This window comes from Archangium sp., assembly GCF_045802675.1.
Taxonomy (GTDB): domain Bacteria; phylum Myxococcota; class Myxococcia; order Myxococcales; family Myxococcaceae; genus Archangium.
In genome coordinates, this window is sequence record NZ_JBJMQO010000005.1 from 63917 (window position 1) to 87898 (window position 23982).

At 71.3% G+C, this 23982-nt stretch carries 25 protein-coding genes and 1 other RNA gene; 13 read left to right on the forward strand and 13 right to left on the reverse strand.

Going from position 1 to position 23982, the window contains the following annotated elements; genetic code table 11:
• The 4 genes from ftsY to ACJ8AN_RS00970 all read right to left on the reverse strand — a co-directional run bounded on the left by ftsY (window position 1) and on the right by ACJ8AN_RS00970 (window position 4591).
• On the reverse strand, window positions 1-1572 hold the full coding sequence (ftsY, locus tag ACJ8AN_RS00955; protein WP_407753272.1) for a signal recognition particle-docking protein FtsY: 1572 nt from the start codon (window positions 1570-1572) through the stop codon (window positions 1-3).
• A 117-nt stretch (window positions 1573-1689) separates the two neighbouring features.
• The gene (locus ACJ8AN_RS00960) at window positions 1690-2259 is read right to left on the reverse strand and encodes a hypothetical protein (RefSeq protein WP_407753273.1); all 570 of its coding nucleotides are present in this window, start codon (window positions 2257-2259) and stop codon (window positions 1690-1692) included.
• 8 nt (window positions 2260-2267) lie between these two features.
• Window positions 2268-3710: an NAD-dependent succinate-semialdehyde dehydrogenase gene (locus ACJ8AN_RS00965; RefSeq protein WP_407753274.1), complete on the reverse strand. Its 1443-nt coding sequence runs from the start codon at window positions 3708-3710 to the stop codon at window positions 2268-2270.
• 17 nt (window positions 3711-3727) lie between these two features.
• A complete protein-coding gene (locus ACJ8AN_RS00970) occupies window positions 3728-4591 on the reverse strand; it encodes a hypothetical protein (protein ID WP_407753275.1) in 864 nt (287 codons plus the stop codon).
• A 183-nt stretch (window positions 4592-4774) separates the two neighbouring features.
• On the opposite strand from ACJ8AN_RS00970, the gene ACJ8AN_RS00975 reads away from it, so the two are divergent.
• Complete coding sequence (locus ACJ8AN_RS00975) at window positions 4775-5332, forward strand: hypothetical protein (protein WP_407753276.1); 558 nt, start codon at window positions 4775-4777, stop codon at window positions 5330-5332.
• 14 nt (window positions 5333-5346) lie between these two features.
• Here the strand turns inward: ACJ8AN_RS00975 and rnpB are convergent.
• Both rnpB and ACJ8AN_RS00985 read right to left on the reverse strand, forming a co-directional pair.
• Window positions 5347-5738, reverse strand: an RNA gene (rnpB, locus tag ACJ8AN_RS00980) — RNase P RNA component class A.
• A gap of 113 nt (window positions 5739-5851) precedes the next feature.
• Complete coding sequence (locus tag ACJ8AN_RS00985) at window positions 5852-6577, reverse strand: zinc ribbon domain-containing protein (RefSeq protein WP_407753277.1); 726 nt, start codon at window positions 6575-6577, stop codon at window positions 5852-5854.
• A gap of 161 nt (window positions 6578-6738) precedes the next feature.
• Here ACJ8AN_RS00985 and ACJ8AN_RS00990 point away from each other — a divergent pair, with 161 nt between their 5' ends.
• Both ACJ8AN_RS00990 and ACJ8AN_RS00995 read left to right on the forward strand, forming a co-directional pair.
• Complete coding sequence (locus tag ACJ8AN_RS00990; RefSeq protein WP_407753278.1) at window positions 6739-7572, forward strand: carboxypeptidase regulatory-like domain-containing protein; 834 nt, start codon at window positions 6739-6741, stop codon at window positions 7570-7572.
• Window positions 7573-7754: 182 nt separating this feature from the next.
• Window positions 7755-7919, forward strand: a complete 165-nt coding sequence (locus ACJ8AN_RS00995) for a hypothetical protein (protein ID WP_407753279.1) — start codon at window positions 7755-7757, stop codon at window positions 7917-7919.
• A gap of 131 nt (window positions 7920-8050) precedes the next feature.
• Here ACJ8AN_RS00995 and ACJ8AN_RS01000 read toward each other — a convergent pair whose 3' ends face one another.
• On the reverse strand, window positions 8051-8341 hold the full coding sequence (locus ACJ8AN_RS01000) for an FYDLN acid domain-containing protein (RefSeq protein ID WP_407753280.1): 291 nt from the start codon (window positions 8339-8341) through the stop codon (window positions 8051-8053).
• A 144-nt stretch (window positions 8342-8485) separates the two neighbouring features.
• Between ACJ8AN_RS01000 and ACJ8AN_RS01005 the strand changes: the two genes are divergently transcribed.
• A complete protein-coding gene (locus tag ACJ8AN_RS01005; RefSeq protein ID WP_407753281.1) occupies window positions 8486-10198 on the forward strand; it encodes an AgmX/PglI C-terminal domain-containing protein in 1713 nt (570 codons plus the stop codon).
• Between the two features lie 19 nt (window positions 10199-10217).
• Window positions 10218-11405 (forward strand): MFS transporter, encoded by a 1188-nt coding sequence (locus ACJ8AN_RS01010; RefSeq protein ID WP_407753282.1) that lies wholly within the window; start codon window positions 10218-10220, stop codon window positions 11403-11405.
• Between the two features lie 233 nt (window positions 11406-11638).
• Here ACJ8AN_RS01010 and ACJ8AN_RS01015 read toward each other — a convergent pair whose 3' ends face one another.
• Window positions 11639-11914, reverse strand: a complete 276-nt coding sequence (locus ACJ8AN_RS01015) for a DUF3006 domain-containing protein (protein WP_407753283.1) — start codon at window positions 11912-11914, stop codon at window positions 11639-11641.
• Complete coding sequence (locus ACJ8AN_RS01020) at window positions 11911-13122, reverse strand: ComEC/Rec2 family competence protein (protein WP_407753284.1); 1212 nt, start codon at window positions 13120-13122, stop codon at window positions 11911-11913. Before ACJ8AN_RS01020 ends, ACJ8AN_RS01015 begins: the two co-directional genes overlap by 4 nt.
• Before the next feature lie 103 nt (window positions 13123-13225).
• Here ACJ8AN_RS01020 and deoC point away from each other — a divergent pair, with 103 nt between their 5' ends.
• From deoC to ACJ8AN_RS01040, 4 genes are all read left to right on the forward strand, one after another.
• Window positions 13226-14059, forward strand: coding sequence for a deoxyribose-phosphate aldolase (gene deoC / locus ACJ8AN_RS01025; RefSeq protein WP_407753285.1), 834 nt, complete (start codon window positions 13226-13228; stop codon window positions 14057-14059).
• Window positions 14060-14081: 22 nt separating this feature from the next.
• Window positions 14082-14474, forward strand: coding sequence for a TraR/DksA family transcriptional regulator (locus ACJ8AN_RS01030; RefSeq protein ID WP_407753286.1), 393 nt, complete (start codon window positions 14082-14084; stop codon window positions 14472-14474).
• A gap of 89 nt (window positions 14475-14563) precedes the next feature.
• Complete coding sequence (locus ACJ8AN_RS01035; RefSeq protein ID WP_407753287.1) at window positions 14564-16300, forward strand: phospho-sugar mutase; 1737 nt, start codon at window positions 14564-14566, stop codon at window positions 16298-16300.
• Window positions 16297-16971: a hypothetical protein gene (locus tag ACJ8AN_RS01040; protein ID WP_407753288.1), complete on the forward strand. Its 675-nt coding sequence runs from the start codon at window positions 16297-16299 to the stop codon at window positions 16969-16971. Before ACJ8AN_RS01035 ends, ACJ8AN_RS01040 begins: the two co-directional genes overlap by 4 nt.
• A gap of 24 nt (window positions 16972-16995) precedes the next feature.
• On the opposite strand, the gene ACJ8AN_RS01045 is transcribed toward ACJ8AN_RS01040, so the two are convergent.
• The 4 genes from ACJ8AN_RS01045 to ACJ8AN_RS01060 all read right to left on the reverse strand — a co-directional run bounded on the left by ACJ8AN_RS01045 (window position 16996) and on the right by ACJ8AN_RS01060 (window position 21482).
• Window positions 16996-17538: a sensor histidine kinase gene (locus ACJ8AN_RS01045; RefSeq protein WP_407753289.1), complete on the reverse strand. Its 543-nt coding sequence runs from the start codon at window positions 17536-17538 to the stop codon at window positions 16996-16998.
• Window positions 17539-17967: 429 nt separating this feature from the next.
• Window positions 17968-18897, reverse strand: coding sequence for an ABC transporter permease (locus ACJ8AN_RS01050; RefSeq protein ID WP_407753290.1), 930 nt, complete (start codon window positions 18895-18897; stop codon window positions 17968-17970).
• The gene (locus tag ACJ8AN_RS01055) at window positions 18890-20026 is read right to left on the reverse strand and encodes an ABC transporter permease (protein ID WP_407753291.1); all 1137 of its coding nucleotides are present in this window, start codon (window positions 20024-20026) and stop codon (window positions 18890-18892) included. The genes ACJ8AN_RS01050 and ACJ8AN_RS01055 overlap by 8 nt, the downstream gene beginning before the upstream one ends.
• A complete protein-coding gene (locus tag ACJ8AN_RS01060) occupies window positions 20019-21482 on the reverse strand; it encodes an ABC transporter ATP-binding protein (protein WP_407753380.1) in 1464 nt (487 codons plus the stop codon). The genes ACJ8AN_RS01055 and ACJ8AN_RS01060 overlap by 8 nt, the downstream gene beginning before the upstream one ends.
• A gap of 141 nt (window positions 21483-21623) precedes the next feature.
• On the opposite strand from ACJ8AN_RS01060, the gene ACJ8AN_RS01065 reads away from it, so the two are divergent.
• The 4 genes from ACJ8AN_RS01065 (at window position 21624) to ACJ8AN_RS01080 (ending at window position 23976) form a co-directional block, all read left to right on the forward strand.
• Complete coding sequence (locus ACJ8AN_RS01065) at window positions 21624-22928, forward strand: thymidine phosphorylase (protein WP_407753292.1); 1305 nt, start codon at window positions 21624-21626, stop codon at window positions 22926-22928.
• A 93-nt stretch (window positions 22929-23021) separates the two neighbouring features.
• Window positions 23022-23198 (forward strand): hypothetical protein, encoded by a 177-nt coding sequence (locus ACJ8AN_RS01070; RefSeq protein ID WP_407753293.1) that lies wholly within the window; start codon window positions 23022-23024, stop codon window positions 23196-23198.
• Complete coding sequence (locus tag ACJ8AN_RS01075) at window positions 23195-23575, forward strand: PilZ domain-containing protein (protein ID WP_407753294.1); 381 nt, start codon at window positions 23195-23197, stop codon at window positions 23573-23575. The genes ACJ8AN_RS01070 and ACJ8AN_RS01075 overlap by 4 nt, the downstream gene beginning before the upstream one ends.
• Window positions 23572-23976, forward strand: a complete 405-nt coding sequence (locus ACJ8AN_RS01080; protein ID WP_407753295.1) for a cytidine deaminase — start codon at window positions 23572-23574, stop codon at window positions 23974-23976. Before ACJ8AN_RS01075 ends, ACJ8AN_RS01080 begins: the two co-directional genes overlap by 4 nt.
• Window positions 23977-23982: the final 6 nt, after the last annotated feature.

A 23982-nucleotide genomic window follows, 5' to 3' on the forward strand; every position in this document is an offset into this window, starting at 1 on the left:
CTAGTCGAACAGCGCCTGGACGAACTCGCGGGGCTCGAAGCGGCGCATGTCGGCGACCTTCTCGCCGACGCCCACCCACACCACGGGCAGCTTCAGCTCGTCGCAGATGCCGATGATGACGCCGCCCTTCGCGGTGCCGTCCAGCTTCGTCAGCGCGATGGCCGTCACGCCCACCGCCTCGTGGAATTGCTTGGCCTGCTGGATGGCGTTCTGCCCGTTCGTTGAGTCCAGCACCAGCAGCACCTCGTGGGGAGCCCCGGGAAGCGCCTTGTCGACCACGCGCTTCACCTTCTTGAGCTCGTCCATCAGGTTCACCTTCGTGTGCAGCCGGCCCGCCGTGTCCGCGATGACCACGTCGGCTCCCGACTCCCTCGCCTTCTTGATGGCCTCGAAGATGACCGAGCTCGGATCCGCGCCCTCGGCGCCCTTCACCAGCTCGGCCTTCGCGCGGTCCGCCCAGACGTCGAGCTGCTCGGTGGCGGCGGCGCGGAACGTGTCGCCCGCGGCCAGCACCACCTTCTTGCCCTGGCCCGTCAGCTTCGCCGCCAGCTTGCCAATCGTCGTCGTCTTGCCCGCTCCGTTCACGCCCACCACCATCACCACGTGCGGCGGGCCTCCGCCCTCGAGCGTGCGCGGCACCGGCAGATCCACGATGCGCGTCACCTCCTCGCGGATGAGCCCCTTGATGCGGTCCGCGTCGCTCAGCTCGTTGCGCTTGAGCTTCTCGCGCGCCACCTCCACCAGGCTGGACGCCGTGCGCACGCCGATGTCCGCCGTGAAGAGGATTTCCTCCATCTCCGCCAGCACCGACTCGTCCACCTTGCGGTTGGAGCCGAACAGCCCGTTGAGCCGCGCCATGAAGCCCTGGCTGCGCGTCTTGTCCAGGCCCTGCGCCAGCGTCCGGCCCGCCTCGGCTTCAATCTTGGCGCGCGCCGCCGCCTCCTCCGCGCGACGGGCCTCCTCGGCCGCCGCCGCCTCGTGGGCCTTCTCCTCCGCCAGCAGCCGCTCGGCCTCCTCGCGCTCGCGCTTGCGCCGCTCCTTCGCCTCGTCGTCCGCCGCCTTCTTCGCGCGGTACTCGGCGCGCTTCTCCTCCTCCTCGCGCTCCTTGAGGGCCCGGATCTCGGCCTCCAGCCGGGCGCGCTCGGCGGCGTCCGTGGTGGCCTTCGCGGCGCGGGTGGCCTCCTCGCGCTGGCGGGCGAGCGCCTCGGCGCGGGCGTGAATCTCCTCCGCCTCGCGCAGCCTCGCGAGCTCCGCCTCCGAGGGCGGCAGCTCCACGCGCAGCTCCGGCCGCTCCGCCGGAAGCTCGGGCTTCTCCTTCCCGGGAGGCACGGGCGGCTTGCCGGGCACCTCGGGGCGCTTCTTGAAGAAGAGCTTGCGCGCGGCCGCCACCATCAGCGCCACGAGCAGCACCGAGAGGCCCACGCCCACCACCGTGCCCACGGGGCTGCCCTCGGGCGGCGGCGTGCCCGTCTCCGGCACCCCGGGCTGCGTCTGGGGCGGCTCCTGGGGCGGGGTGGGCTGCGGCGACGGCGCCTGCGCGAGGACGAAGGGGAGGGCGGTGGGCGTCTTCATGGCGCGCACCGCATACCTCAAGATGCCCCCCGAGTCCTTCCATCTTCGCCCTGAACCCCGGCCCGGGCGGCTCGGGGGCAGGGCATTGAACGCTTCAGCCGGCCCGGCGGAGCCCCTTCACTGCCGGTCGGCGACCAGCACCGACGTCAGGTAGAACAGGCGCCCCGGCCTGGGCTTGCCGGGCAGCCGCGAGCCCACCTCGTCCATGAGCGAGCCGATGAAGTGGATGTTCTTGGGGAAGATGAGCGCGGCCTGGGCCCGGAAGAGCACCGTGGCGTCGACCGTGTCCCCGTTGCGGTGGAAGTGCAGCTCGCGCATGCACTTGGCATCCCCGTCGGCTTCGTGCTGGGGCCGCGACGTGTTGGGGATGGTGATGACCGCCCGCTTCGAGGCGGGATACCGGGTGAGGCAGTCGACCACGTTGTCGAGCTTCTCGCGCATGCCCTCCCGGTAGTCGCCCTGGCTGCCTCCGCGCTGGTCGGAGAACCAGCGGCGCTGCTCCGGCCGCAGCTCGAGTCCCAGGTTGTACGCCGTGTACGCCTCCAGCGCGTCCCGGGAGAACAGCTCGGTCTCCACCAGCCAGTCATCCATCTGGATGTCCTGGTGGAAGTTGCGGACGATTGTCCCGCCCTTCGTCAGCTCGGTCATCAACTGCCAGACGCCACGACAGGTGCGCGCCTCGTTCATGTGGGGCCTCACAAGCCAAAACAGATGCTCTTCACTTCCAGGAACTCATCCAGGCAGCCCAGGCCGCCTTCCCGGCCGAGGCCCGATTGCTTGATGCCGCCGAAGGGCACCTCGGGCGCGCAGATGGAGGCGGTGTTGGCGCCCACCATGCCGGCCTCCAGCTCCTCGGCCATCCGCCACAGCCGGCCCGTCCGCTCCGTATAGACATAGGCAGACAGGCCCGCCTCGGTCTCGTTGGCCCGCGCGATGACCTCGTCCTCGGTGGTGAAGCGGTACACCGGCGCCACCGGGCCGAAAATCTCCGTCTGGTAGAGCCGCATCGCGGGCGTCACATCCCGCAGCACCGTCGGCTCGTAGAAGAGCCCGCCCCGGGCCGCCCGCCGGCCGCCCGTCACCGCCCGGGCTCCCTGGGCGAGCGCCTCGTCCACCACGGAGGCCACCTTGGCCACGGCCCGCTCGTTGATGAGCGGCCCCACCTGCGTCTCCGGCTCGAGGCCCGTGCCCAGCCGCAACCGGGCCACCCGGGCGGCGAGCTCCTCGACGAACCGGTCATACAGGGCGTCCTGCACGAAGAACCGGTTGGCGCCGATGCAGATCTGCCCGCTGTTGTAGAAGCGCGCGCCCACGGCGGCGTCGGCGGCCCGGGCGAGGTCCGCGTCCTCGAACACGATGAAGGGCGCGTTGCCACCCAGCTCCAGCGCGACCTTCTTCACGGTGCTCGCGGCCTTGGCCATGAGCGTCCGGCCCACCGCGATGGAGCCGGTGAACGAGACCATGTGGATGCGGGGATCCGTCGCCAACACCTCGCCCACCTCGCCCGGACTCGAGCAGGGGACGACATTCAACACGCCGGCGGGGAGACCGGACTCGGCGGCCAGCTTCGTGAGGGCCAGGGCGATGAGGGGGGTGAGCTCCGAGGGCTTGAGCACCACGGTGCACCCGGCGGCGATGGCGGCACCGCACTTCACCACCACGGCGGCGGCGGGGAAGTTCCACGGGGTGATGGCCGCGACCACGCCCACCGGCTGTTTGACGGTCAGGTTGCGCACCTCGCCGCCGTTGACCGGCAGCGTGTGGCCGTGCACCCGCCGGGCCTCCTCGGCGAACCACTTCAGGGAGGTGGCGCATTGGTCGATCTCCCCCAGCGCCTCCCGCAGCGGCTTGCCCTGCTCCCAGGTGAGGATGTGGGCCAGGTCCTCGCGGGCTGCGAGGAGCACCTGGGCCCAGGCCTCGACGCGCCGGGCCCGCTCGTGGGCGGGGGTGCGCCGCCAGCCGGGGAGCGCCCGAGCCGCCGCGGCCACCGCGTTCCGGGCCGCCTGGGCCCCCAGGTCGGCGACCTCGGCGATGACCGAGCCATCGCTGGGATTCCGGACCGGGAAGCGTGTCTCCCCGGCGAGCCACTCGCCGCCAATCCACGCACCGGGGGCCAGCAGCTCCCGACGTTCAATCATCCGCATGGTCATTCCCCTTAGAAGAGGGCGCCTTCGGCCCGCTGCGCCTCACGCACCTGGGCCCAGCGCTCGCGCAGGAACTGCTGGTGCACCGCCACGGCGTCCACGTCCTCGGAGACGAGCCCCTCGGGCATTCGCCGGTAGTTCGCCCCGGGCCGGCGGCTGGCCTCGGTGCGCGCGAAGTGCACCGCCTGGAAGTCGAAGCTGCGCAGCCCCGCCATCCGCCGCGGCTGCTCCAGCGTGGGCACGCGGTGGCGCATGCGCACGTTGTCGAACACCAGCACGTCCCCAGGCCGCGAGGGGGGAGAGGCCTCCTTCCCCGTCAGCGTGTCGCGCAGCACCGTGCCCTGGCACTCGCCCTGGTTCTCGTTGGAGAGCGTCAGAATCACCACCAGCCGAGGCAGCAGTCCCTCGTGCAGGGTGAAGCCGCCGTCCTCGTCCTTGCGGTAGTCGATGTACTCGCCGTCGAAGTGCTCGGTGACGGGCTTGCTGCCGCTGAGGTACGTCTGCCAGTTGAGCATGGAGCGGCTCGAGGCCGGCACCTCCGCCCCCAACAGCCCTCCCAGCACCTCGTCGTGGAAGCGCAGGAAGCGCGCCACCGCCTCCAGCCCCTCGTGCGACACCGTGGGCAACGGGCTGGGGCCCTGGCTGAGCATCATCGCGTGGCTGGTGCGCGTGGGCGTCTGGTCGCTGAGGTACACCGCGCGCCGGTCGATGTTCTCCACCCGGTAGTGCCGCGCCGCCATCTCGTCGCACTCACGCTCCAGCGCGCGGAGGAGGGTCGAGTCGAAGACGGCGGGCAGGTAGGCGTAGCCCTCCTGCTTCAACTGGGCGCTCACGCGCGGAGAATCAGGGCTCAGCAGGGCTGCGCTCGAGGACATGGACGGACTCCCGGCCTCCCTGCGTGGGAGGCGTTCGGACGAGCGGGCAGGATCCCATCTCCCTTCGCGCACTGTCAAAGCGGGCCGACGCCTCGGGGAAGTGGGGGGCCAGAGGAAGGGGACCGGGCGGGCCGAGGGTCTTGCTGGATGCCGCGCCGGGAAGCCGCTAGAAACCGGGGCGCCATGCGCCGTCCCACGCTCCTCGCCCTCCTCGTTCCCGCGTCCCTCCTCAGCGCCTGCATCGTCGAGGCCCCCGGTGGCTCCAGTCCCAACGAGCGGCGCCAGGCGGTGGTGGCGCAGGTGCCGCCGCTCTCGGTGCGCAACGGCGCCAACCTCGAGGACAAGGTGGAATTGGTGGGCGCCACGGTGAATCCGGGCCGCGTCTCCCCGGGCGACGCCACCCGAGTCACCGCCTACTTCAAGGTGCTCAAGCCGCTGGAGGAGGACTACATGGTCTTCGTCCACGTGGAGGACGCCGAGGGCCGCATGGAGCGCCTCAACGTGGACCACAAGCCGGCCGGCGGGCTCTACCCCACCACGCAGTGGAAGGCCGGCGAGACGGTGAAGGACGAGTTCGCCTTCCAGCTTCCGGCCGGGACTCCCGCCCGCCAGCTCAACATCTGGCTGGGCTTCTGGGACCCGAAGACGGACGCGCGCCTGGAGCTGAAGAACCCGGACGCGGTGCGCAACGATGGGCGCAGCCGCGTCCTGCTCGTGCAGGTGCCGGTGGAGCAGCAGTAGGCACAGGGAAAAAAAACCGGAGTGGCCCTGTAAGCCGAGTTTTGTCACCACCCCTTTCGGGATGGGCAGCGAACATTCATCTAGGGCCCTGGTTGCCCAGGGACCTCATCAGCGAGCAACCCGAGCGCATCGGGCGGGCAACCCTTGTCCCCTTTCGAGGACGCGCTCCTATTGGCTCTTGCTCCAGGTGGGGTTTTCCGTGCCGCCCGAGTCACCCCGGGCGCGGTGCGCTCTTACCGCACCGTTTCACCCTTACCGGCCCCTCGCGGAACCGGCGGTTTGTTTTCTGTGGCACTGTCCTGCGAGTCGCCTCGACTGGTCGTTAACCAGCACCCTGCCCTATGGAGCTCGGACTTTCCTCCCGTCACCCATTCCAGCGGTGACCAGCGTTCACCCGGACCACTCCGGCCCATGCCTCATACAACAGACACGGGGCCGGGGTCACTCCGGACGAGGGTGCTTGTGAGGCGCGCGGCCGGGCGGCCCATGGGCCCCCGGCTTCCAGGCCACGCGAGGCGGCTACTTCGCCGCGGGCGTCTCGAGCGCCTCGACGGCGTAGATGATGCGGTTGCAGGACGGGCAGATGTCCGTGCCCAGCGACACGCGCAGGTTGTTGTAGAGCTGCGGGGGCACGTTCATGTTGCAGCCCTGGCAGGTGCCGGCCACCACGCCCACCATCGCCGGCAGCTTCTTCTTGCGGATGGTCTCGTAGCGGCGCAGCAGCGTGGCGTCCACGACCGAGGCCACCTGCGAGCGCTTGCCCGAGAGCGCCTTCACCTGGCCCTCGGACTGGCTCTGCTTCTGGCGCAGCTCGGCCATGCGGGCCGACAGCTGCTGCTGGCGGGTGGAGAACTCGGCCTCCTTGCCCTTCACCGCCTCGCGCGCGGCGCCGAGCGTCTTGCTCAGCTCCACCAGCTCGTCGGCCATCGTCTGATTGGCCTTCTTGGCGATGTCGATTTCGCGGGCCAGGGCGGAGTACTCGCGGGTGGAGCGCTGCTCGGCCAGGCGCGCCTCCCACTTCTTCACCTTGTCCTTCTCGTCCGTGATGTTCTGCTCGAGCGTCGTCTTCTGCCGCTCGATGTCCGCGACCCGGTTGCGCTCCGCCTCGATGGCGCTGCGCGCGGCGCCCAGCTCACGCTCCAGCTCCGCCAACTGCCGGGGATGCACGTCCGCAGCCTTCTGGAGCGAGGCGACCTCGAGGTCCACCTTCTGCAGCTCCGCCAGCGCCTTCAGTTTCTCCCGCAAAATCGCTGCCTCCCAATGAGGGCCCTAGCCCAGCCCCCGGCCCTTCTACCAACAAGGATTTCCACGGTCCAACGCCCAATTCACCCGGGTGTCATCCCCTCGCGATGCGAGCGGCCGGGCGAGGTTTGAAATGCCTTCATGCTCCGGTTAGACCGGCGGGCGTGCGCTGTTCCTCCCCGACTCTCTCCGCCCTCGCCCTGCTGCTCTCCCTGGCTTCTGGCTGCCAGGAGTCGGCCTGGACGCCTCCTTCCTCCTCCCTGGCCGCCTCCCTGGGGGGCCGCCCCTCCTCCGGCCGCCCGGGCATCATCCAAGGTCATTTGAGCCTCTCGGGTCCGCCGCCCCTCCTGCCGCCCCTGCCCACCAGCCCCTCGGTGGCCGCCGTGTGTGGGCCCTCGGTGCCGGACCGCTCCCTCGTGGTGGGCCCGGACGGCGCGCTGGGCTACGTGGTGGTGGCGCTCGCCGACGGTACCGAGGCCCCCCCGCCGGCCGACCCCGAGGTCCCCTCGGCCTCCCTGGACCAGACGCGGTGCACCTTCGAGCCGCCGGTGAGCGCCGCCCGCGCCGGCACCGCGCTGGAGGTGCGCAACTCCGACGCGCTGCTCCACAACGTCGATGCCCTGGCGGGCTCGCAGCGCTCCATCCTCAACGTGGCCCTACCCATCCAGGGCTCGCGCGTGCGCCGTCCCCTGCCGGTGGCCCCGGGCGTCCTCCAGGTCCGCTGCGACCTGCACCCGTGGATGAGCGCCGCCGTCCGCACCTTCGAGCACCCCTGGTTCACCACCACCGACGCCTCGGGCCACTTCCGCCTGGAGGTTCCCCCGGGGACGCACGCCGTCATCCTCTGGCACCCGCGCCTGCCGGGCATCACCCGCTCCATTTCGGTGCGCCCCGGGGAGACGGTCCAGTTCGACTACTCCTGGGCGGCGCGGGAGGTGCGCGAGGCCGCCCAGGAGCCAGGCGCGCGTGAGACCCGGGCAGGAGAGGGCCGTCCTTGAGGGCGCCCCCCTTCGGGCAGCTCACCCGCCGTCATGACGAGTGAAGTCTATTTCATCCCACCTATTCATTTCACTCTCGCCGTGAACGGCCCTGGGACCACCAGCGCGCGTGGAAGCGAAAATTTTCCGTTGTGGGGAAAAGCTGCTACAGGGTGGTGGTGATGAGACCAGGGGGACGACCCATGCAGCCCAAGAAGCGACCGGCCCTGAAGGGCGCGTCGACGCCTGTCATTTCGACCAAGGCCCAGGAGCCTCGCCGCCCGGTGGGCCTCCAGACACTGGGGACCGCGCGCTACGAGCAACTGCGCCGCGCGCTCCACCTGCTGAGCACCCCGGCGGCTCGCTGAGCTGACGGCCGGGCGCGACGAAGCCGGGCCCGTTGCCGGGCCTGCCGCCGAGCCCCTGTATGAGCCCCTTCGAGAGCCCATCAACTGCGAAGGGGGCGCCGCCGGATGACGGTGCCCCCCTCGGGTGGAGCTCAGATTTCCTCGTCCTCCTCTGCCGCCACCTCGGTCTCCTCGTCCTCGAACTCGCCGAGCTCCTCCTCCTCGCTCTCCGCGGCGGCGGGCTCCTCGGGCTCGATGGGCTCGATGACCTTGGGGATGGACGACAACCGGCCACGTCTGCCCTCGGAGGGCGGCTTGAGCGCGGGACTTTCGCGCTGATCCGCGCCGCACTTCGGGCACAGTGGGTCCGGCTTCTTCATATCGTAGAACTTCGTGGAGCACTTGAAGCAGACGTACTTGTTCCCGAGGTCCTTCGCGGGCATGCGCCACCTTCTGTGTCAAGAGGGTAGGGGGGAGCGGCTCTTAGTTGGCCCGGCAGGCGGAGTCAACCCGATGGTTTGCACTCCACGGCCCAGGCGCTAGCATCCCACTGCCCGCCCTTGCGTGCGCGCGCCGGAACAGCCCCCTTGAACTTCTCCTGCAACAAGTGTCAGCGGCGGTACTCCATCGCGGACGACAAGGTCCGCGGCAAGACCGTCAAGGTCCGCTGTAAGAACTGCCAGAACGTCATCTCCGTGGAAGGCCCTCCCATGGAGGAGCAGGAGAGCACGCGCGTCGTGTCCCTGGCCGACGTGGAGCGCCTGCGCGAGCAGGACCGTTCGCTCGCCGAGGAGGAGGCGGCCATCATCCAGCCCGCGTCCGCGGCGTCCCAGTCCTGGGAGGACGAGCCCACGCGCACCATGCCGCTGCGCGACACGCGCTCGCCCTGGTTCGTGATGGTGAAGAGCAAGCAGGAGGGACCGCTCGACGAGGGCGCCCTGGCGGAGCTCGTCGCCTCGGGCACCGTGACGGGCCGCAGCTACTTCTGGCAGCAGGGCATGCCGGACTGGAAGCGGGGACAGGACATCGCCGAGCTGGCCGGCTTCTTCGCGCCCGCGGCCCCACCGCCCGCGCCCCCGCCGCCGCCCGCGCGCGTCGCGCCGCCGCCCCCCGTGATGGAGCCGGACCTCGAGCCCGCCCCCGTGGTGAAGTCGGCCACCTCGTGGCAGCCCGAGCCGTCTCCGCCCTCGCAGACGACGTGGCAGACCGAGCCCACGCAGCGCCGCCCGGCCGCCGTCTCCACCCCCTGGGAGCCCGACGCGGCCGCCGCCTACGACGGCCAGGGCGATGGTCAGGGTTATGACCGGGGCCATGGCCAGGGCGTGGGCGATGACGGGGCCTCCGATATCAACGGCGCGCCCCTGGGCGAGCTGTTCTCCGACCTGGACCTCCCCCAGTCCGAGCCGCAGGGCGAGCTGGGTTCGGACATGCTCGCGGGCTCGTCGCAGGAGGATCCGCTCGCCGGACTGGGCAAGGATCCGGGCAAGCGGCGCGCGCCGGTGGAGAACACCCAGCACTTCGTGAAGAAGGCGGGGGTGGACCGGCGCAACCCTCCCTGGAAGATCGCCCTCTTCGTCGTGCTGCTGCTCGGGTTGCCGGTGGTGGTGCTGTACGCGCTCACCGAGCTGCAGGTGGTGCCGCTGCGCGTCACCCGCGTGGACGCCCAGGGCAACACGGTGCAGGAGCCGGTGTCCGTCTTCTCGGCCGAGGGTATCGGCGAGCTGAGAGACCTGATGCTCGGCCACACCAGGCCGCCGCCTCCTCCTCCCGCCCCCACGGTCAAGCCCGAGCCCAAGAAGGCCGCCCCCGCCGAGCCGGCGAAGGAGCCGGCGAAGGAGGAGCCGCCGCAGGAGGCCGCCCAGCCCCAGGGTGAGGCCGCTCCGGCCCCGGAGGGCGAGGCGCAGCAGGCCGCGGCCGCGCTCTACGCCGAGGGCGAGAAGAAGGACGTGGGCCCCGAGGTGCGCGAGAACACCGAGGTGGCCGCCACGGACTCGGCGGAGAAGTCCGGCCCGCCGCAGGAGGCGCTCGCCAAGGTGGTGGCGCAGTCGCAGTCCGCCTACAAGTCCTGTATCGACGCGGCGCTGCGCAAGAATCCGAAGCTGCGCGACGGCAAGCTGCTGGTCACCGCCACCGTGGGCAGCTCCGGCAAGGTGAAGAAGGTGTCGTTGGACCGAGAGGACCTGGACAACACCATCGTGGGCAACTGCATCAAGGCGCGCACCCGGCGCCTGGTGTTCCCCGCCTTCTCGGGGGACGAGGTCGACGTCGAGATTCCGCTCGTCCTCTCCAAGTCCATGTAGTCGCGCGAGGAGACGGTTCGTGGACATCGCCACTCCTCGCGCGAGCCGTCTGCCGCGCGCCGTGGTGCTGCTCGGCGTGGTGAGCCTGCTCACCGACGTCAGCAGCGACATGATCTTCCCGCTGCTGCCGGCCTTCCTCGCCGCGAGGTTGCCGGCGGCGCCCCTGCTGCTGGGCACCATGGAGGGCGTGGCGGACCTCATCTCCTCCGTCCTCAAGTACCAGTCCGGCGTCTGGTCGGACCGGGCGCGCCGCCTCAAGCCCCTGGTGCTCTTCGGCTACGGCGTCTCCAGCCTGATGCGCCCGTTGATGGCCTTCGTCACGCTGCCCTGGCATCCCATCGCCATCCGCGCGTTCGATCGGGTGGGCAAGGGCCTGCGCTCCAGTCCGCGTGACGCCATCATCGCCCACTCGGTGTCCGCGGACTCGCGGGGCCGGGCCTTCGGCTTCCACCGGGGCATGGACCACGCGGGCGCCGCGGTGGGCTCGCTCGCGGCCATGGGGCTGGTGGCCGTGGGCCTGCGCGTGGAGCAGGTGTTCTTCGTCGCCGCCGTGCCGGGCCTGCTCGCCGTCCTCGCGCTCCTGCTCGTGCGCGAGCCCGAGCGCCCCGAGTCCGTCCTGGCCACGGGGGTGACTCGCGCGCTCGCGCCCGTGCCCCGCCGCATCGCCTACTACCTCGGGCCCGTCGCGCTCTTCGGCGTGGCCAACTCCACCGACGCCTTCCTCCTGCTGAAGCTCACCGAGGAGGGCGCCCAGCCCGAGTTCCTTCCCCTGGCGTGGCTGCTGCTGCAGGCGGTGAAGTCGGCCGTGTCGTTCCCGGCGGGACGGCTCTCGGATCGGCTGGGGGCCTCGCGGCTGGTGGTGACGGGCTGGTCCCTCTACGCGCTGAGCTACCTGGCGCTCGCGTGGGCCCGGGGCGTGACGCACACCCTGGTCGTCATCTCCATCTACGGGCTGTACCACGCGCTGGCCGAGGGCGCGGAGAAGTCGCTGCTTACCGCGCTCGTGCCGGCCGAGGCCCGGGGACGCGCCTTCGGCTTCTACAACGGGCTGACGGGTGTGTCCTCGCTCGTCGCGGGCCTGCTCTTCGGCGCGCTGTGGACGGCCCGGGGCAGCACCACCGCATTCGTCACCGCCGGAGTGCTCGCCGGGGTGAGCGCGGTGCTGCTCGTGGTGCTGCTGCCCCACGCGCGTCCCGCCGAGGCCTGAACCGCGAGCGCGTCTGAAGTCCAAGGAATTCCAGCGCTTGGGCGTGGCGGAGGGTATCTCGCCCCACCGGCTGCCCTCGTTTCACTTCTACGCGCGTAGAACCGGAATGGACCCCCCTCGTTTCACTTCTACGTGCGTAGAACCGGAATGGACCCCCTACGTTTCACTTCTACGCGCGTAGAACCGGAATGGACCCGCTGGAAACGGCGCCGGTCCCGGAAGAAGGAGGTTGGTTACAGGTCGAAGTCCCCGGGCGGCGGCGTCTTGCCCTTCATCGCCCGCTCGCGAGCCTCGCGCACCTCGTTGCGCAGGCGCTCGGTGGCCACCGCGTCCACCTCCAGTGTGTCGAGGTACAGCACGTCTCCCTCGCGGGCCCCGGGCGGCAGCTCCTCGCGCGGACGCGTCACCTGGCGCCCGTCCACGATGAGCACGGCGAGCTTGTCCTCGAAGCGGTCCAGGGTGCCCTGGGGCCTCGAGCGCGGCGGCTGCTGCTTCTTCTTCGTCTTCATGGGTCGCAGTCCTCGGCGGGACGGCGCTCGCGCACGGCGGTGGCCCGGTCCGTGTACACCGTGCGCTCCTGCGTCTTCGCCCGCTTGAGCGTGCCGCAGTCCTCGCGGTGGAACACCTTGCTGCCCTTGAGGCTCACGTAGCGCGTGCCCGAGGTGGCCACCGCCGGGACCGTGGCCGTGCGCCCGGCGGACGTCCCCTTCGCGGGCACTACCTGCGAGACAGGGGCCGCGCGCGAGCCTCCCGTGGGCATGGGCCCCTTGGCCACCGGCCCGGTCACCTGTCCGTTGACGGTGGTGGGCGTGCTCCGGCCCTTCCGCGGGGTGAGGGTGACGGTGGCGCCGTTGCTCACCGCGACCACCTCTCCCTGGAGGTCGGTGCGGAAGATGCGCGCGCCCACGGCGCCGAGCCGCTCGAGGGCCTCGTCGGTGGGGTGGCCGTAGTCGTTGCCCGCGCCGCAGGAGATGACGGCCGCCTGGGGCTTCACCGCCGCGAGGAAGGGCGCCGTCGAGGAGTAGCGGCCTCCGTGGTGCGCCACCTTCAGCACCGTGGAGGTGAAGTCGATGGGCTTCTCGAGGAGGTACTCCTCGGTCTCCGGCTCGGCGTCGCCCACGAAGAGGAAGGCCGTCTTGCCGTACGTCAGCTTGGCCACCACCGAGTTGGCGTTGACGTCCGAGCGCGTGTGCGTGAGGAACGCATCCCGCGGCGCGCGCGGCGAGAGGAGGGTGAGCGTCACGCCCTCGCCCAGGCCGATGGTGCGCAGCGTCTCGGGCGCGCTCGGGTTGGGGCTGGGCGTCATCACCTGGCCCACCTTCTGGCCCACCACGTCCAGCAGCTTGCGGTAGGACTCGCTCGGGTGGTCGAAGCCCGGGTCCATGTAGCGCCGCGCCCCCACCGCCTGAATCACCTTCGCGAGGCTGCCCAGGTGGTCCAGGTGCGGATGGGAGAGGATGACCAGGTCCAACGGCCCCTGCACCAACTGGCGCACGCGCGGCACCAGCGTGTCGTCGGCCTCGGGAGGGCCCCCGTCGATGAGGACCGTCTTGCCCGTGGGCGAGACGATGAGCGCCGCGTCACCCTGGCCCACGTCGAAGAAGTAGACGGTGAGCGGCTTGAGCGCGGGGGCCTGGGGGGCGGGGGTCGGGGCGGCCCGGCCCGGCAGGGCGGCGAGCAGGACGAAGAGGGCGAGGAGCAGCCGCACGAAAGGCATGGAGGCGCGGACTCTACCTCAGGGGGCGGGCGTGTGTTGCGTGACGCCCACGTGCCCGTCTCCGCGCTTCCCGAGCGGGCCCGAGTGGGCTACACCGCGCCCCATGGCCGAGGCCCAAGACATCAAGCGGGTCGTCGAGGAGATCGCCGACCACGTCCGCAACAGCATGCTCGGTACCCGGGCGGGCAGCGAGCCGTCCGCGCCGCCCGCTGGCTCCGAGTCCCCGCGCTCCGTGACCACGGCACGCCTCGCGCCCGAGTCCATCCAGAGCCACGCGGACCTGGCGCCCTACATCGACCACACGCTGCTCAAGCCCGAGGCCACCCGCGAGGACGTGGCCCGCGTGGCACGCGAGGCCGCCGAGCACGGCTTCGCCACGGTGTGCGTCAACTCGAGCCACGTGGCCACCGTGGCCGGGATTCTCGCCGGCTCGCGCTCCGTGCCCATCGCCGTGGTGGGCTTCCCGCTGGGTGCCGCGCTCTCCAGCGCCAAGGCCTTCGAGGCCCGCGAGTCCATCCGCCTCGGCGCGCGCGAAATCGACATGGTCATCAACGTGGGCGCGCTCAAGGCCCGCGACTACGCGACGGTGCTCGCCGACCTCGCCGAGGTGGTGCAGGCCAGCCGTCCCTACCCGGTGAAGGTCATCCTCGAGACGAGCCTGCTCACCCAGGACGAGAAGATCGCCGGCTGCGTGCTGTCCAAGGTCGCGGGCGCCGCCTTCGTGAAGACCTCCACGGGCTTCAGCACCGGCGGAGCCACCGTGGAGGACGTAGCCCTCATGCGCCGGGTGGTGGGCGACGACGTGGGCGTGAAGGCCTCGGGTGGCATCCGTTCGGCGGAGGACGCCCTGAAGATGATTCACGCGGGGGCCAACCGCCTGGGTGCCTCGGCGTCCGTGGCCATCGTCTCCGGCCAGAAGTCCACCGCGAAGTACTAGCCACCGCTCGTGGAGAGGACTCGTGACCGAGGCACAGCGCGAGAAGCTGAAGCAGAAGTTGCTGGCGCTCCATGCGGAGCTGACAGGCAAGGCGCCCTTGAAGATAGAGCCCAACCGCACCGACGAGGCGCGGGTGGGCGGCGACGAGGACGAGCAGCCGCTCAACGAGATGATGCAGGCCATCGCCTCCAAGCGGAACCGCAACCTGGACGGCGTGCTGCAGTTGGTGGTGAAGGCGCTCGGCAAGCTGCGCGATGACCCGGACTCCTTCGGCGAGTGCGAGGAGTGTGGCGACGAGATTCCGCCCGGCCGCATGGAGGCCATGCCGTACGTGCAGTACTGCGTGAACTGCCAGGGCCAGAAGGACGCCCCCAAGGGCGGCCCCACCCGACGCAAAATCACCGATTACACCTGAGCGCGTGCTCGGGTCTGATCATCGCTGAACAGACGGGGAGGGCGGGACGCGGCCGCACCGCGCCACCGTCCTTAATGGAGGGGAAGCACATGGACGCGACAGCACTGAAGGAGAAGGCCGAGGCGTGGCAGCGGGCGGACCCGGATGCGGTCACCGTGGCGGAGCTGCGCGAGGTGCTCGCGCGAGGGGACGTCGCGGACCTGGCGGACCGTTTCGCCGGAGACCTCGAGTTCGGCACCGCGGGCCTGCGCGGCGTGATGGGCGCGGGGCCCAACCGGATGAACCGGGCGGTGGTGCGGCGCACCACGGCGGGCCTGGCGCGCTACCTCAAGGCCACCGTCCCGGACGTCACCACCCGTGGCGTGGTGGTGGGCCGCGATGGCCGGCGGATGAGCGCCGAGCTCGCCGAGGACACCGCGTGCGTGCTCTCCGCCGAGGGCATCCCGGCGCACGTCTTCGACATGCTGGCGCCCACGCCGCTCACCGCCTTCGCCACCCTGCACCTCAATGCCGCCGCGGGCATCATGGTGACGGCCAGCCACAACCCGCCCGAGTACAACGGCTACAAGGTGTACTGGGGCAACGGCGCTCAAATCATCCCGCCCCACGACAAGAACATCGCCTCCTTCATCTCGAAGGTGGAGCCCGCCAACCTGGTGGAGCTGCTCACCCCCACCGAGGCGCACGCGCGCGGCCTGTGGCGGGACGTGCCGGACTCGCTCGGCGAGGCGTACCTGGATGCCATCCTCAAGCTGCGCGTGCACGGGCGCGGCTCGGACTCGCTCTCCATCGTCTACACCGCCATGCACGGCGTGGGCGGCACGTGGATGGAGCGGGCCATGGAGCGTGGCGGCTTCCGCCGCTTCCACGTGGTGGCCGAGCAGCACCAGCCCGACGGCGCCTTCCCCACCGTGCGCTTCCCCAACCCCGAGGAGCCGGGGGCCATGGACCTGTCGCTCGCCACCGCCGAGCGCGTGAAGGCGGACCTGGTGCTCGCCAATGACCCGGACGCGGACCGGCTGGCGGTGATGGCGCGCGACGCGGCGGGCCGGCTGCGCATGCTCACCGGCAACGAGGTGGGCGTGCTCCTGGGCCACTACCTGCTGGTGCAGGGCCCCACCCGGCGCGGCAGGCCGCACGTCGTCACCACCATCGTGTCCTCGACGCAGCTGGGGGACCTCGCCCAGGAGCTGGGCGTGGCGTACGACGAGGTGCTCACCGGCTTCAAGTGGATCGCCAACCGCGCCATCGAGCGCGAGAAGGCCGAGGGCACGCACTTCGTCTTCGGCTACGAGGAGGCCCTGGGCTACTCGGTGGGCACGGTGGCGCGGGACAAGGACGGCATCGGCGCGGGGCTGGTGTTCGCGGACCTGGCCGCCTGGTGCGAGTCGCGCGGGCAGACGGTGCTCGGCTACCTGGAGGAGATTCAGCGCCGCTTCGGCCTGTACGTGAGCGGGCAGAGCAACTTCACCTTCCCGGGCGCCGAGGGCGCGCAGGTGATTGCCCGCATCATGGAGGGCTTGCGCCGCTCGCCGCCCACGCGCGTGGGAGAGCTGCCGGTGAAGACGGTGAAGGACTACAAGAAGGGCGAGAAGCTCCCGCCCTCCAACGTCCTCGCCTACGAGCTGGAGGGCGGCGGACGGGTGACGGCGCGGCCGTCCGGGACGGAGCCGAAAATCAAATACTACTTCGAGCTGAAGGAGACGCCGGGCCCCGGCGAGCCGGTGGAAGCCGCGCGCGCCCGGGCCGAGGCGCGTCTCCGCAAGCTCATCGACGCCTTCATCGCGCTGGCGCGCGAGCGGGGGCAGCCGGAGGTGGGTCCGTGAAGCGCAGTGTTCTGAGTGGATTGCTGGTGGGAGTGCTCCTCGTGTCGGGCGCCGCGATGGCGCAGGAGGAGGGCGGCTATGGCGGCCGTGGCCAGGGTTGGTCCGTGCTGTCGGGCCAGACGGTGGGGCAGGGCAACGTGCTGACGGGCCAGGTGGGCTGGCCGGGCATCTCGCTGGGCCTCTTGCACGGGGCCACCAACCGCTTCGACATCGGCGGCAAGCTGAGCTTCAACTACGGCCGCGAGGGCATCGTCACCGAGGTGGTGCCGGGGCTCAAGCTGCAGGCGTGGATGCGGCTGATGCTGCTGCAGTCCTCGGGGGTGAACGTGGGGCTGAGCTTCGCCCCCGGGCCCTTCTTCTACTTCTACGACAACGGCACCGACGTGGGCCTGTCGCTGCCCATCGCCCTCACCGTGGGCATCCCCGTGGGCAGCGCCCTCATGCTCAACGTGGGCATGGACATCCCGTTCTACGTCACCTTCGGCACGGGCGGCGGCCCCGTCTTCCCCATCCTCTTCGGGGGCGGGCTCGAGTACTTCGTCGACCGCAGCCTCGCCGTCACCTTCAACGTGCGGATGGGCCCGTCCATCTTCCCCTATGATCAGCGCCGCTTCCGCGACCGGGCCGAGTTCACCATGGAGGCGATGTTCGGCGTCGCCTACCACCTCTAGCCGCTCCCGCCGGGCCCGCGAGCCCTACCAGCTCGCGGTGCCCTGGTCCGGCAGCTCCACGCTCACGGTGACGGTGCTCCCCGTGAGCCCGTGGCCCTTCACCGCGAAGCTTCCCCCCAGCAGCTCCACCAGCTCGCGCGCCGCCGTGAGGCCCTCGGCCGAGGCGCTCCGGAGCGCGTCGTGCGGCTCCTGCACCCCCGACACGTAGCGCAGCCGGAAGGTGGGGCCGTAGTCCCCGAAGTCGTCCTGCGGCTCCACCGTCAGCCGCACCGCCCGCGCGCTGGCCTCCGCGCTCCGGCGCGCCTCCACGGCGCTCGTCAGCAGGTGGAGCATCACCTGCTCCATCCTCCGGCGGCTCACCCGCGCGAACACCGGCTCGTCCGGCAGCTCCAGTTGCACCTCCGCGGGCTCCACGTGCCCCGTGGCGTGCAGCAGCGCCACGGCGTGCCTCGCCAGCGCGCACAGGTCCACGTGCTGCACGTCCGTGCCGTCCAAGGCGCCCACGGGACTGAGGTGGCCACGGCCCTCGCCGCTCATCGCCATCATCTGCTTCGGCCAAACGGCCATCGCCACCGCGCTCATCGCCTCACCTCGTGACTCGGTTGCTGTGTCTGGTTTCACGCCGGCTCCCCCCTCGTTGGCTCGGGACGCCGACCTCCCTCCTCGCCCACCATCCCCGCGACGAATCGCTCGTCCCGCGCCAGCCGCTCGCGCCCGGGGCCCTCGCGGAACCCCACTGTCACGCCGCGAACGAGCCCCCCTGGCGTGCACCCCATTCCATGCGATGGGCGTGCCGGGTGCGCCACCCTCTCCGCTCGAGTGTCCGGCGCCCGACGCTCCGTCGCTTCTTCCTTGAATCTCACGTCTTTGCTGTGTTGCCGGGAGGAAGGCACACTCCTGCCTCCCCGCGAGCACATGAGCGCAGGTGGGTCCGTTGTGAATCTCCGTCCGGAATGACCCAGGTGGCCCGGGACCTGTCCCGCGGGGCAGGTTGGCTCAGCGGGACTCCTGCTCGTAGGGGGTGCCGAGCGCGGCGGGGGCGTAGGTGCGCTGGCCCTGGAAGGCGAGCAGCGCGAGCGTCAGCAGGTAGGGCAGGGCGAGGAGGAAGCCCTGGGGCACCACCTGGAGCAGCTCGGGGGCGCTGGAGACGAGGCCGATGCGCAGCGCGCTGCCGGCGGAGAAGAAGACGGCGGCGAGGAAGGCGCCCAGGGGCGTCCAGCGGCCGAACACCATGGCGGCCAGGGCCATGAAGCCGAGGCCCGCCGGGGTGTGCTGCTCGAAGCGGTCCAACACGGCGGTGGAGAGCGTGGCCCCGCCGAGCCCCGCCAGCAGCCCGCCGCCCACCACGGCCAGCCAGCGCAGCCCCGTCACCGACAGGCCCAGGGTGGCCACCGCATGGGGCTTCTCCCCCACGGCGCGCAGCCGCAGGCCCAGGGGCGTGCGGTAGAAGAGCCAGTGGAAGGCGAAGGGCAGCGCCAGGGCGAGCCACGTGAGTGCCGAGTGCCCGGAGAAGGCGCGCAGCAGCGGCACCTCGGACACTCCGGGAAGGTGCCAGCGGGTGAGCTGCTGGATGGGCGGGGTGCCGTTGGGCCCGTAGAGGGACTCGAGGAGGTAGGTGCCTCCGGCGAGCGCCACCAGGTTGATGGCCATGCCGGACACCACCTGATCCGAACGCCAGCGGATGCACAGGTAGCCGTGCACCGCGGCCATGCCGGCCCCCGCGAGCATGCCCAGCAGCACGCCCACCGGCGTGGGGAAGGTGATGGAGGCCACGGCCGCGCAGAAGGCGCCCGCGCGCATCATCCCCTCGACGCCCACGTTCACCACGCCCGAGCGCTCCGAGAGCGTGGCCCCCAGCGTGGCGAAGAGCAGCGCGGGGAAGTACTCCAGCGTGGAGGACAGGAGGGCTTCCAGGATTTCAAGCACGGGGCACCTCCGGGCTCGGCTCGGGCTGCCGGGCGGTGGGCGCGGGTGCCGCCGCCTTGCGCCGCAGCAGGGCGAGCCACACCAGCCGTCCCGCCACGAAGAGCAGGGCGAGGCCTTGAATCAGCTCGGGGTAGCTCTTGTGCACGCCGAGCAGCTGCATGCGCGTGCCGCCCGCGCGCAGCACCCCGAAGAAGAGCGCGGAGAGCGTCACGCCCAGCGGGTGGTTGGCGCCGATGAGCGAGATGGCGATGCCGTCGAAGCCGTAGGGCGCGCCGAGGCTACCCGGGTACTTGAGCTCGGTGCCCAGCACCAGCACCGCGCCCGCGAGGCCCGCGAGCGCTCCGGCCAGTCCCATGGCCTCGGCCGTGCGCCGCGTCACCGGAATGCCCGCCGCCCGGGCCGCCTCGGGGCCGAGGCCCACCGCGCGCGTCTCGAAGCCCGTGCGCAGCCGCGCGAGCCACACCCACAGCACCAGCGCCACCCCCAGCGCCAGCGGGAAGCCGAGGTGCAGGCGCGACAGCTCTCCGAGGAGCCGGGGCAGTTGCGCGCTGGGCGCGATCTCCGCGGTGCCCGTGGTGGACAGGCCCGCGGCGGCTCCGGCCCGGAGCGGACCCAGCACCAGCCAGTTGTCCACCAGGCTCACCGCCACCCAGTTGAGCATGATGGTGGAGATGACCTCGTGGACGCCCCGGGCGAGCTTGAGGCCCGCGGCGATGAGCGCCCACAGGCCTCCGGCCACCCCGGCCGCGAGCAGTGCCGCCGGGATGTGCAGCACGGCGGGCAGTTGAAGCTGGGCACCCACCACCGCCGCCGCGAGCGCACCCACCAACATCTGTCCCTGGGCGCCGATGTTGAAGAGGCCCACCTTGAAGGCCACCGTCACCGACAGGCCGGTGAGCAGCAGCAGCGAGGCCTTGATGGCGGCCTCGCCCAGGGGCCGGGTGATGAGCGTGAGGCGGCCTCCCTCCAGGTACATGCCCCAGTCGCCCAGGCCCCCGCGGAGCATGTGCAGGTAGGCCTCGCTGGCCGTCTCCGCGTCGCGCGTGAGGGCGATGAAGCCCCAGCACACCGCGAGCGCCAGGAACACGGAGAAGACGGAGGGCAGCACCGCGCGCAGCCGCTCACCCATGGGCCACCTCCATTCCGGTGCCGAGCATCCGGCGGCCAATCTCCCGCTCGTCGAACTCCGGCCTCGAGAAGGTGCCGGTGATGCGTCCCTCGAAGAAGACGTAGATGCGGTCGGCCAGTGCCAGGACTTCCTCCAGGTCGAGCGAGACGAGCAGCACGCCCGCGCCCCTGTCCCGCGCCTCGCGCAGCTTCGACTGCACCTGCGCCACCGCGCCGATGTCCAGGCCTCGCGTGGGCTGCACCACCACCAGCAGCTTCGGCGCCGCGTCCAGCTCGCGCGCCACCACCACCTTCTGCTGGTTGCCTCCCGAGAGCGCCTGCAGCGGCACCTGGGGGTCCGGCGGCCGCACGTCATAGGCCTTCAGCAGCGCGTCGGTGCGCTCGCGCCGGCCCGTGAAGTCCACCTGCAACCCCCTGGCGAAGGGCGCCTGCGCCTGCCGTCCCAGCGCCACGTTCTCCTCCACCGTCATCGCCTTCACCACCGCGCGCCACAGCCGGTCCTCGGGCACGTGCCCCACGCCCCGCCGCCGCGCCTCGGCCGGAGACAGTCCCGTGAGCGGCTCGCCCAGCAGGGTGCCTCCGCCTCCGTCCAGCGTGCGCAGGCCCGTGAGCACCTCGGCGAGCTCCCGCTGCCCGTTGCCGTCCACCCCGGCGATGCCGACGATTTCTCCCGCGTGCACCTCCAGCGACACCCCGCGCAGCGCCGGCCGGCCGTCGGCTCCCCGCGCCCGCAGCTCCCTGGCCTCCAGCAGCTTCGCGCCCGCGGGCGGGTGGTACGTCTGTGCCTCGGCGTGCGGCATGCGTGACTCGCCCACCATCAGCGCCGCCAGCTCCTCGGGCCGGGTGTTCGCCGCGCGCACCTCCGCCACGAGTCTTCCGCGCCGCATCACCGCCACGCGCTCGGCCACGCCGAGCACCTCGCGCAGCTTGTGGCTGATGAAGACGACGGTGCGCCCTCCGGCCGCCAGCCCTCGCGCCACCCGGAAGAGGTCATCCGCCTCCTGCGGGGTGAGCACCGCGGTGGGCTCGTCGAGGATGAGCACCTGGGCGCCCCGGTGCAGCGCCTTCACGATTTCGACCTTCTGCTGCGAGCCCACGCTCAGCGTGTCCACCCGGGCGCGAGGGTCCAACTTGAAGCCGAAGCGCTCGCAGGTGGCGGCCACCTCCTGGCAGGCCCGCTCCACGTCCATCCGGCCCCAGCGCGAGGGCTCGCGGCCGAGCACCACGTTCTCCGCCACCGTCAGCGTGGGCACGAGCATGAAGTGCTGGTGCACCATGCCGATGCCCCGCGCGATGGCTTCCCTGGGGCTGCGCAGGCGCACCGGCTGGCCGTCCACGAGCACCTCGCCCGAGTCGGCCTGGTACAGCCCGTAGAGGACGTTCATCAGCGTGGACTTGCCGGCGCCGTTCTCGCCTACCAGGGCGAGAACCTCTCCGTTGCCGATGTCCAGCGACACGTCGTCCAGGGCGCTCACGGCGCCGAAGCGCTTGTGGATGTGGCGGAGGGAGATCAAAGCATTCCCCCTTTATCAGATGGTGGGCGGGGGACGCTTTTCTCCCGGTGCATGGCCGCCCGCTTTCCGCTATGGCCTGTCCTCGTGAGACCCTACGAGCTCATCAAGGCCAAGCGGGATGGGAAGCGGCTGGCGCCCGAGGACATCCGGGCGTTCATCGAGGCGTACACCTCGGGCGCGGTGCCGGACTACCAGATGTCCGCCCTGTGCATGGCGGTCTTCTTCCGGGGGCTGGACGCGGTGGAGCTGGGTGCCTGGACGCGCGCCATGCTCGAGTCCGGCGAGGTGGTGGATCTCTCGGACACACCGGGTGTGAAGGTGGACAAGCACTCCACGGGCGGGGTGGGGGACAAGGTGTCCGTGAGCCTGGCGCCCCTGGCGGCCGCCTGCGGTGTGCCGGTGCCGATGATTTCGGGCCGGGGCCTCGGGCACACCGGCGGGACGGTGGACAAGCTGCTGTCCATCCCCGGCTTCAAGATGGACGTGCCCGTGTCCGAGTACCGCCGGCTGGTGCGCGAGGTGGGCTGCTGCCTCATCAGCCAGACGTCGGCCATCGCCCCCGCGGACAAGAAGCTCTACGCGCTGCGCGACGTGACGGCCACGGTGGACTGCATCCCGCTCATCGCCAGCTCCATCATGAGCAAGAAGCTGGCGGAGGGCATCAACGCGCTGGTGCTCGACGTGAAGGTGGGCAGCGGCGCCTTCATGAAGCGGGCGGAGGACGCGCGGCAGCTGGCCCGGACGATGATTGGCATCGGCGCGGAGATGGGCCGCAAGGTGACGGCGCTGCTCACGGACATGGAGCAGCCGCTGGGCCGCGCGGTGGGCAATGCGCTGGAAATCATCGAGGCCGTGGAGATGCTGCGCGGCAGGGCCCCGGAGGACTACACCGAGGTGACGCTCGCCCTCACCGCCGAGATGCTGATGCTGGGCGGCAAGGCGGCCTCCCTCCCCGAGGCGCGCCAGATGCTGCAGAAGGTCATCGACGACGGGAGCGCGGTGCGCAAGCTCAAGGAGATCGTCTGGTCCCAGGGCGGAGACACGCGGGCCATCGACGACTACGCGCTGCTGCCCCGGGCGCGCGCCTCGGTGGACGTGGTGGCGCCGAGGGATGGCTTCGTCACCGGCATCGACACGGAGGCGGTGGGCCTGGCGGCGGTGGCCCTGGGCGCTGGGCGCCAGCGGGTGGACAGCGTCATCGACCCGGCCGTGGGCTTCACCCTGCTGCGCAAGGAGGGCGAGCCGGTGAAGGCCGGTGAGCCGGTGGTGCGCGTGCACTACAACGAGGCGGCCCCCCTGGAGGAAGTGAAGGCGCGCCTGGTCGCGGCGTACCGCTACGGGCCCCGGGCGCCCGCGCCCCGGCCCCTGGTGCTCGAGCGGGTGGAGTAGCCGCGCCGCGGCAAGTGTCGGGTGTTCACTGAAACCGCCCGCGCCTTCGCGAGTCCGTGCGGAGAGCGCGGGTGTAGGTATGATGCGGGGACGATGGGGCTCTACGAACAGGTTCAGGAGACGGCACGAACCATTCGGGACCGGGCGGGGAGCCTCTCGCCAAGGGTGGGCATCATCCTCGGCAGCGGGCTGGTCGACTGCGCCGACGGCTTCGAGCACAAGGCCGTCATCTCGTACACGGTGGCCCACGCGGGAGCGAGCAAGGCATGAGCGAGCAGTCCAAGGAAGGCAGCGAGCGGACGATGGACGACCGGCGGGAGTCCCCCCGCGTGGGCATGCGCATTCGCGTGAGGCGGGCGGACACGTCCGACGCATTCGACTCCCGCGAGGGCAACGTCTCGCTCGGGGGCTTCGCCTGGTTCGGCTATGCCCTGCCGGTGCGCACCCGGGTGGAGGCGCGCTTCTCACTGCCCGACGCCGAGGAGGAGCTCCAGGTGCTCGGCGAGGTCATCCACGTGGGGCACGGCTCGCGCGGCTCGTCCGCGCACGTGCGCTTCCTGGACCTGACGCCGGAGCTGGAGATGCGCATCGCCCGCTATCTCGACGACCTCGAGCTGGCGGAGGACAAGTCACGAGGCGGAGCATGAGCGTGGACATTCCCTGGGAGCAGCTGTTCGAGCAGGCCAAGAAGGTGCGGGAGCGCGCGCATGCGCCGTACTCGCGCTTTCCGGTGGGCGCCGCGGTGCTGTACGCGGACGGCGCGGTGGTGGCGGGCTGCAACGTGGAGAATTCCTCCTACGGGCTCTCCGTGTGTGCCGAGCGCGGTGCCCTGGCCGCCGGGGTGGCGCAGGGGCATGCCCGGCCAGTGGCGGTGGCCATCGTGGTGGACACGCCCACCCCGTGCCCACCCTGTGGCATGTGCCGGCAGGTGATGTTGGAGTTCGCCCCCAAGGAGCTGCCCGTGCGCAGCCGCAACCTCAAGGGCGACGAGGCGCGCTACTCCCTCGGCGAGCTCCTCCCCCACGCCTTCACCCGCGATTTCCTCTAGAGTCTC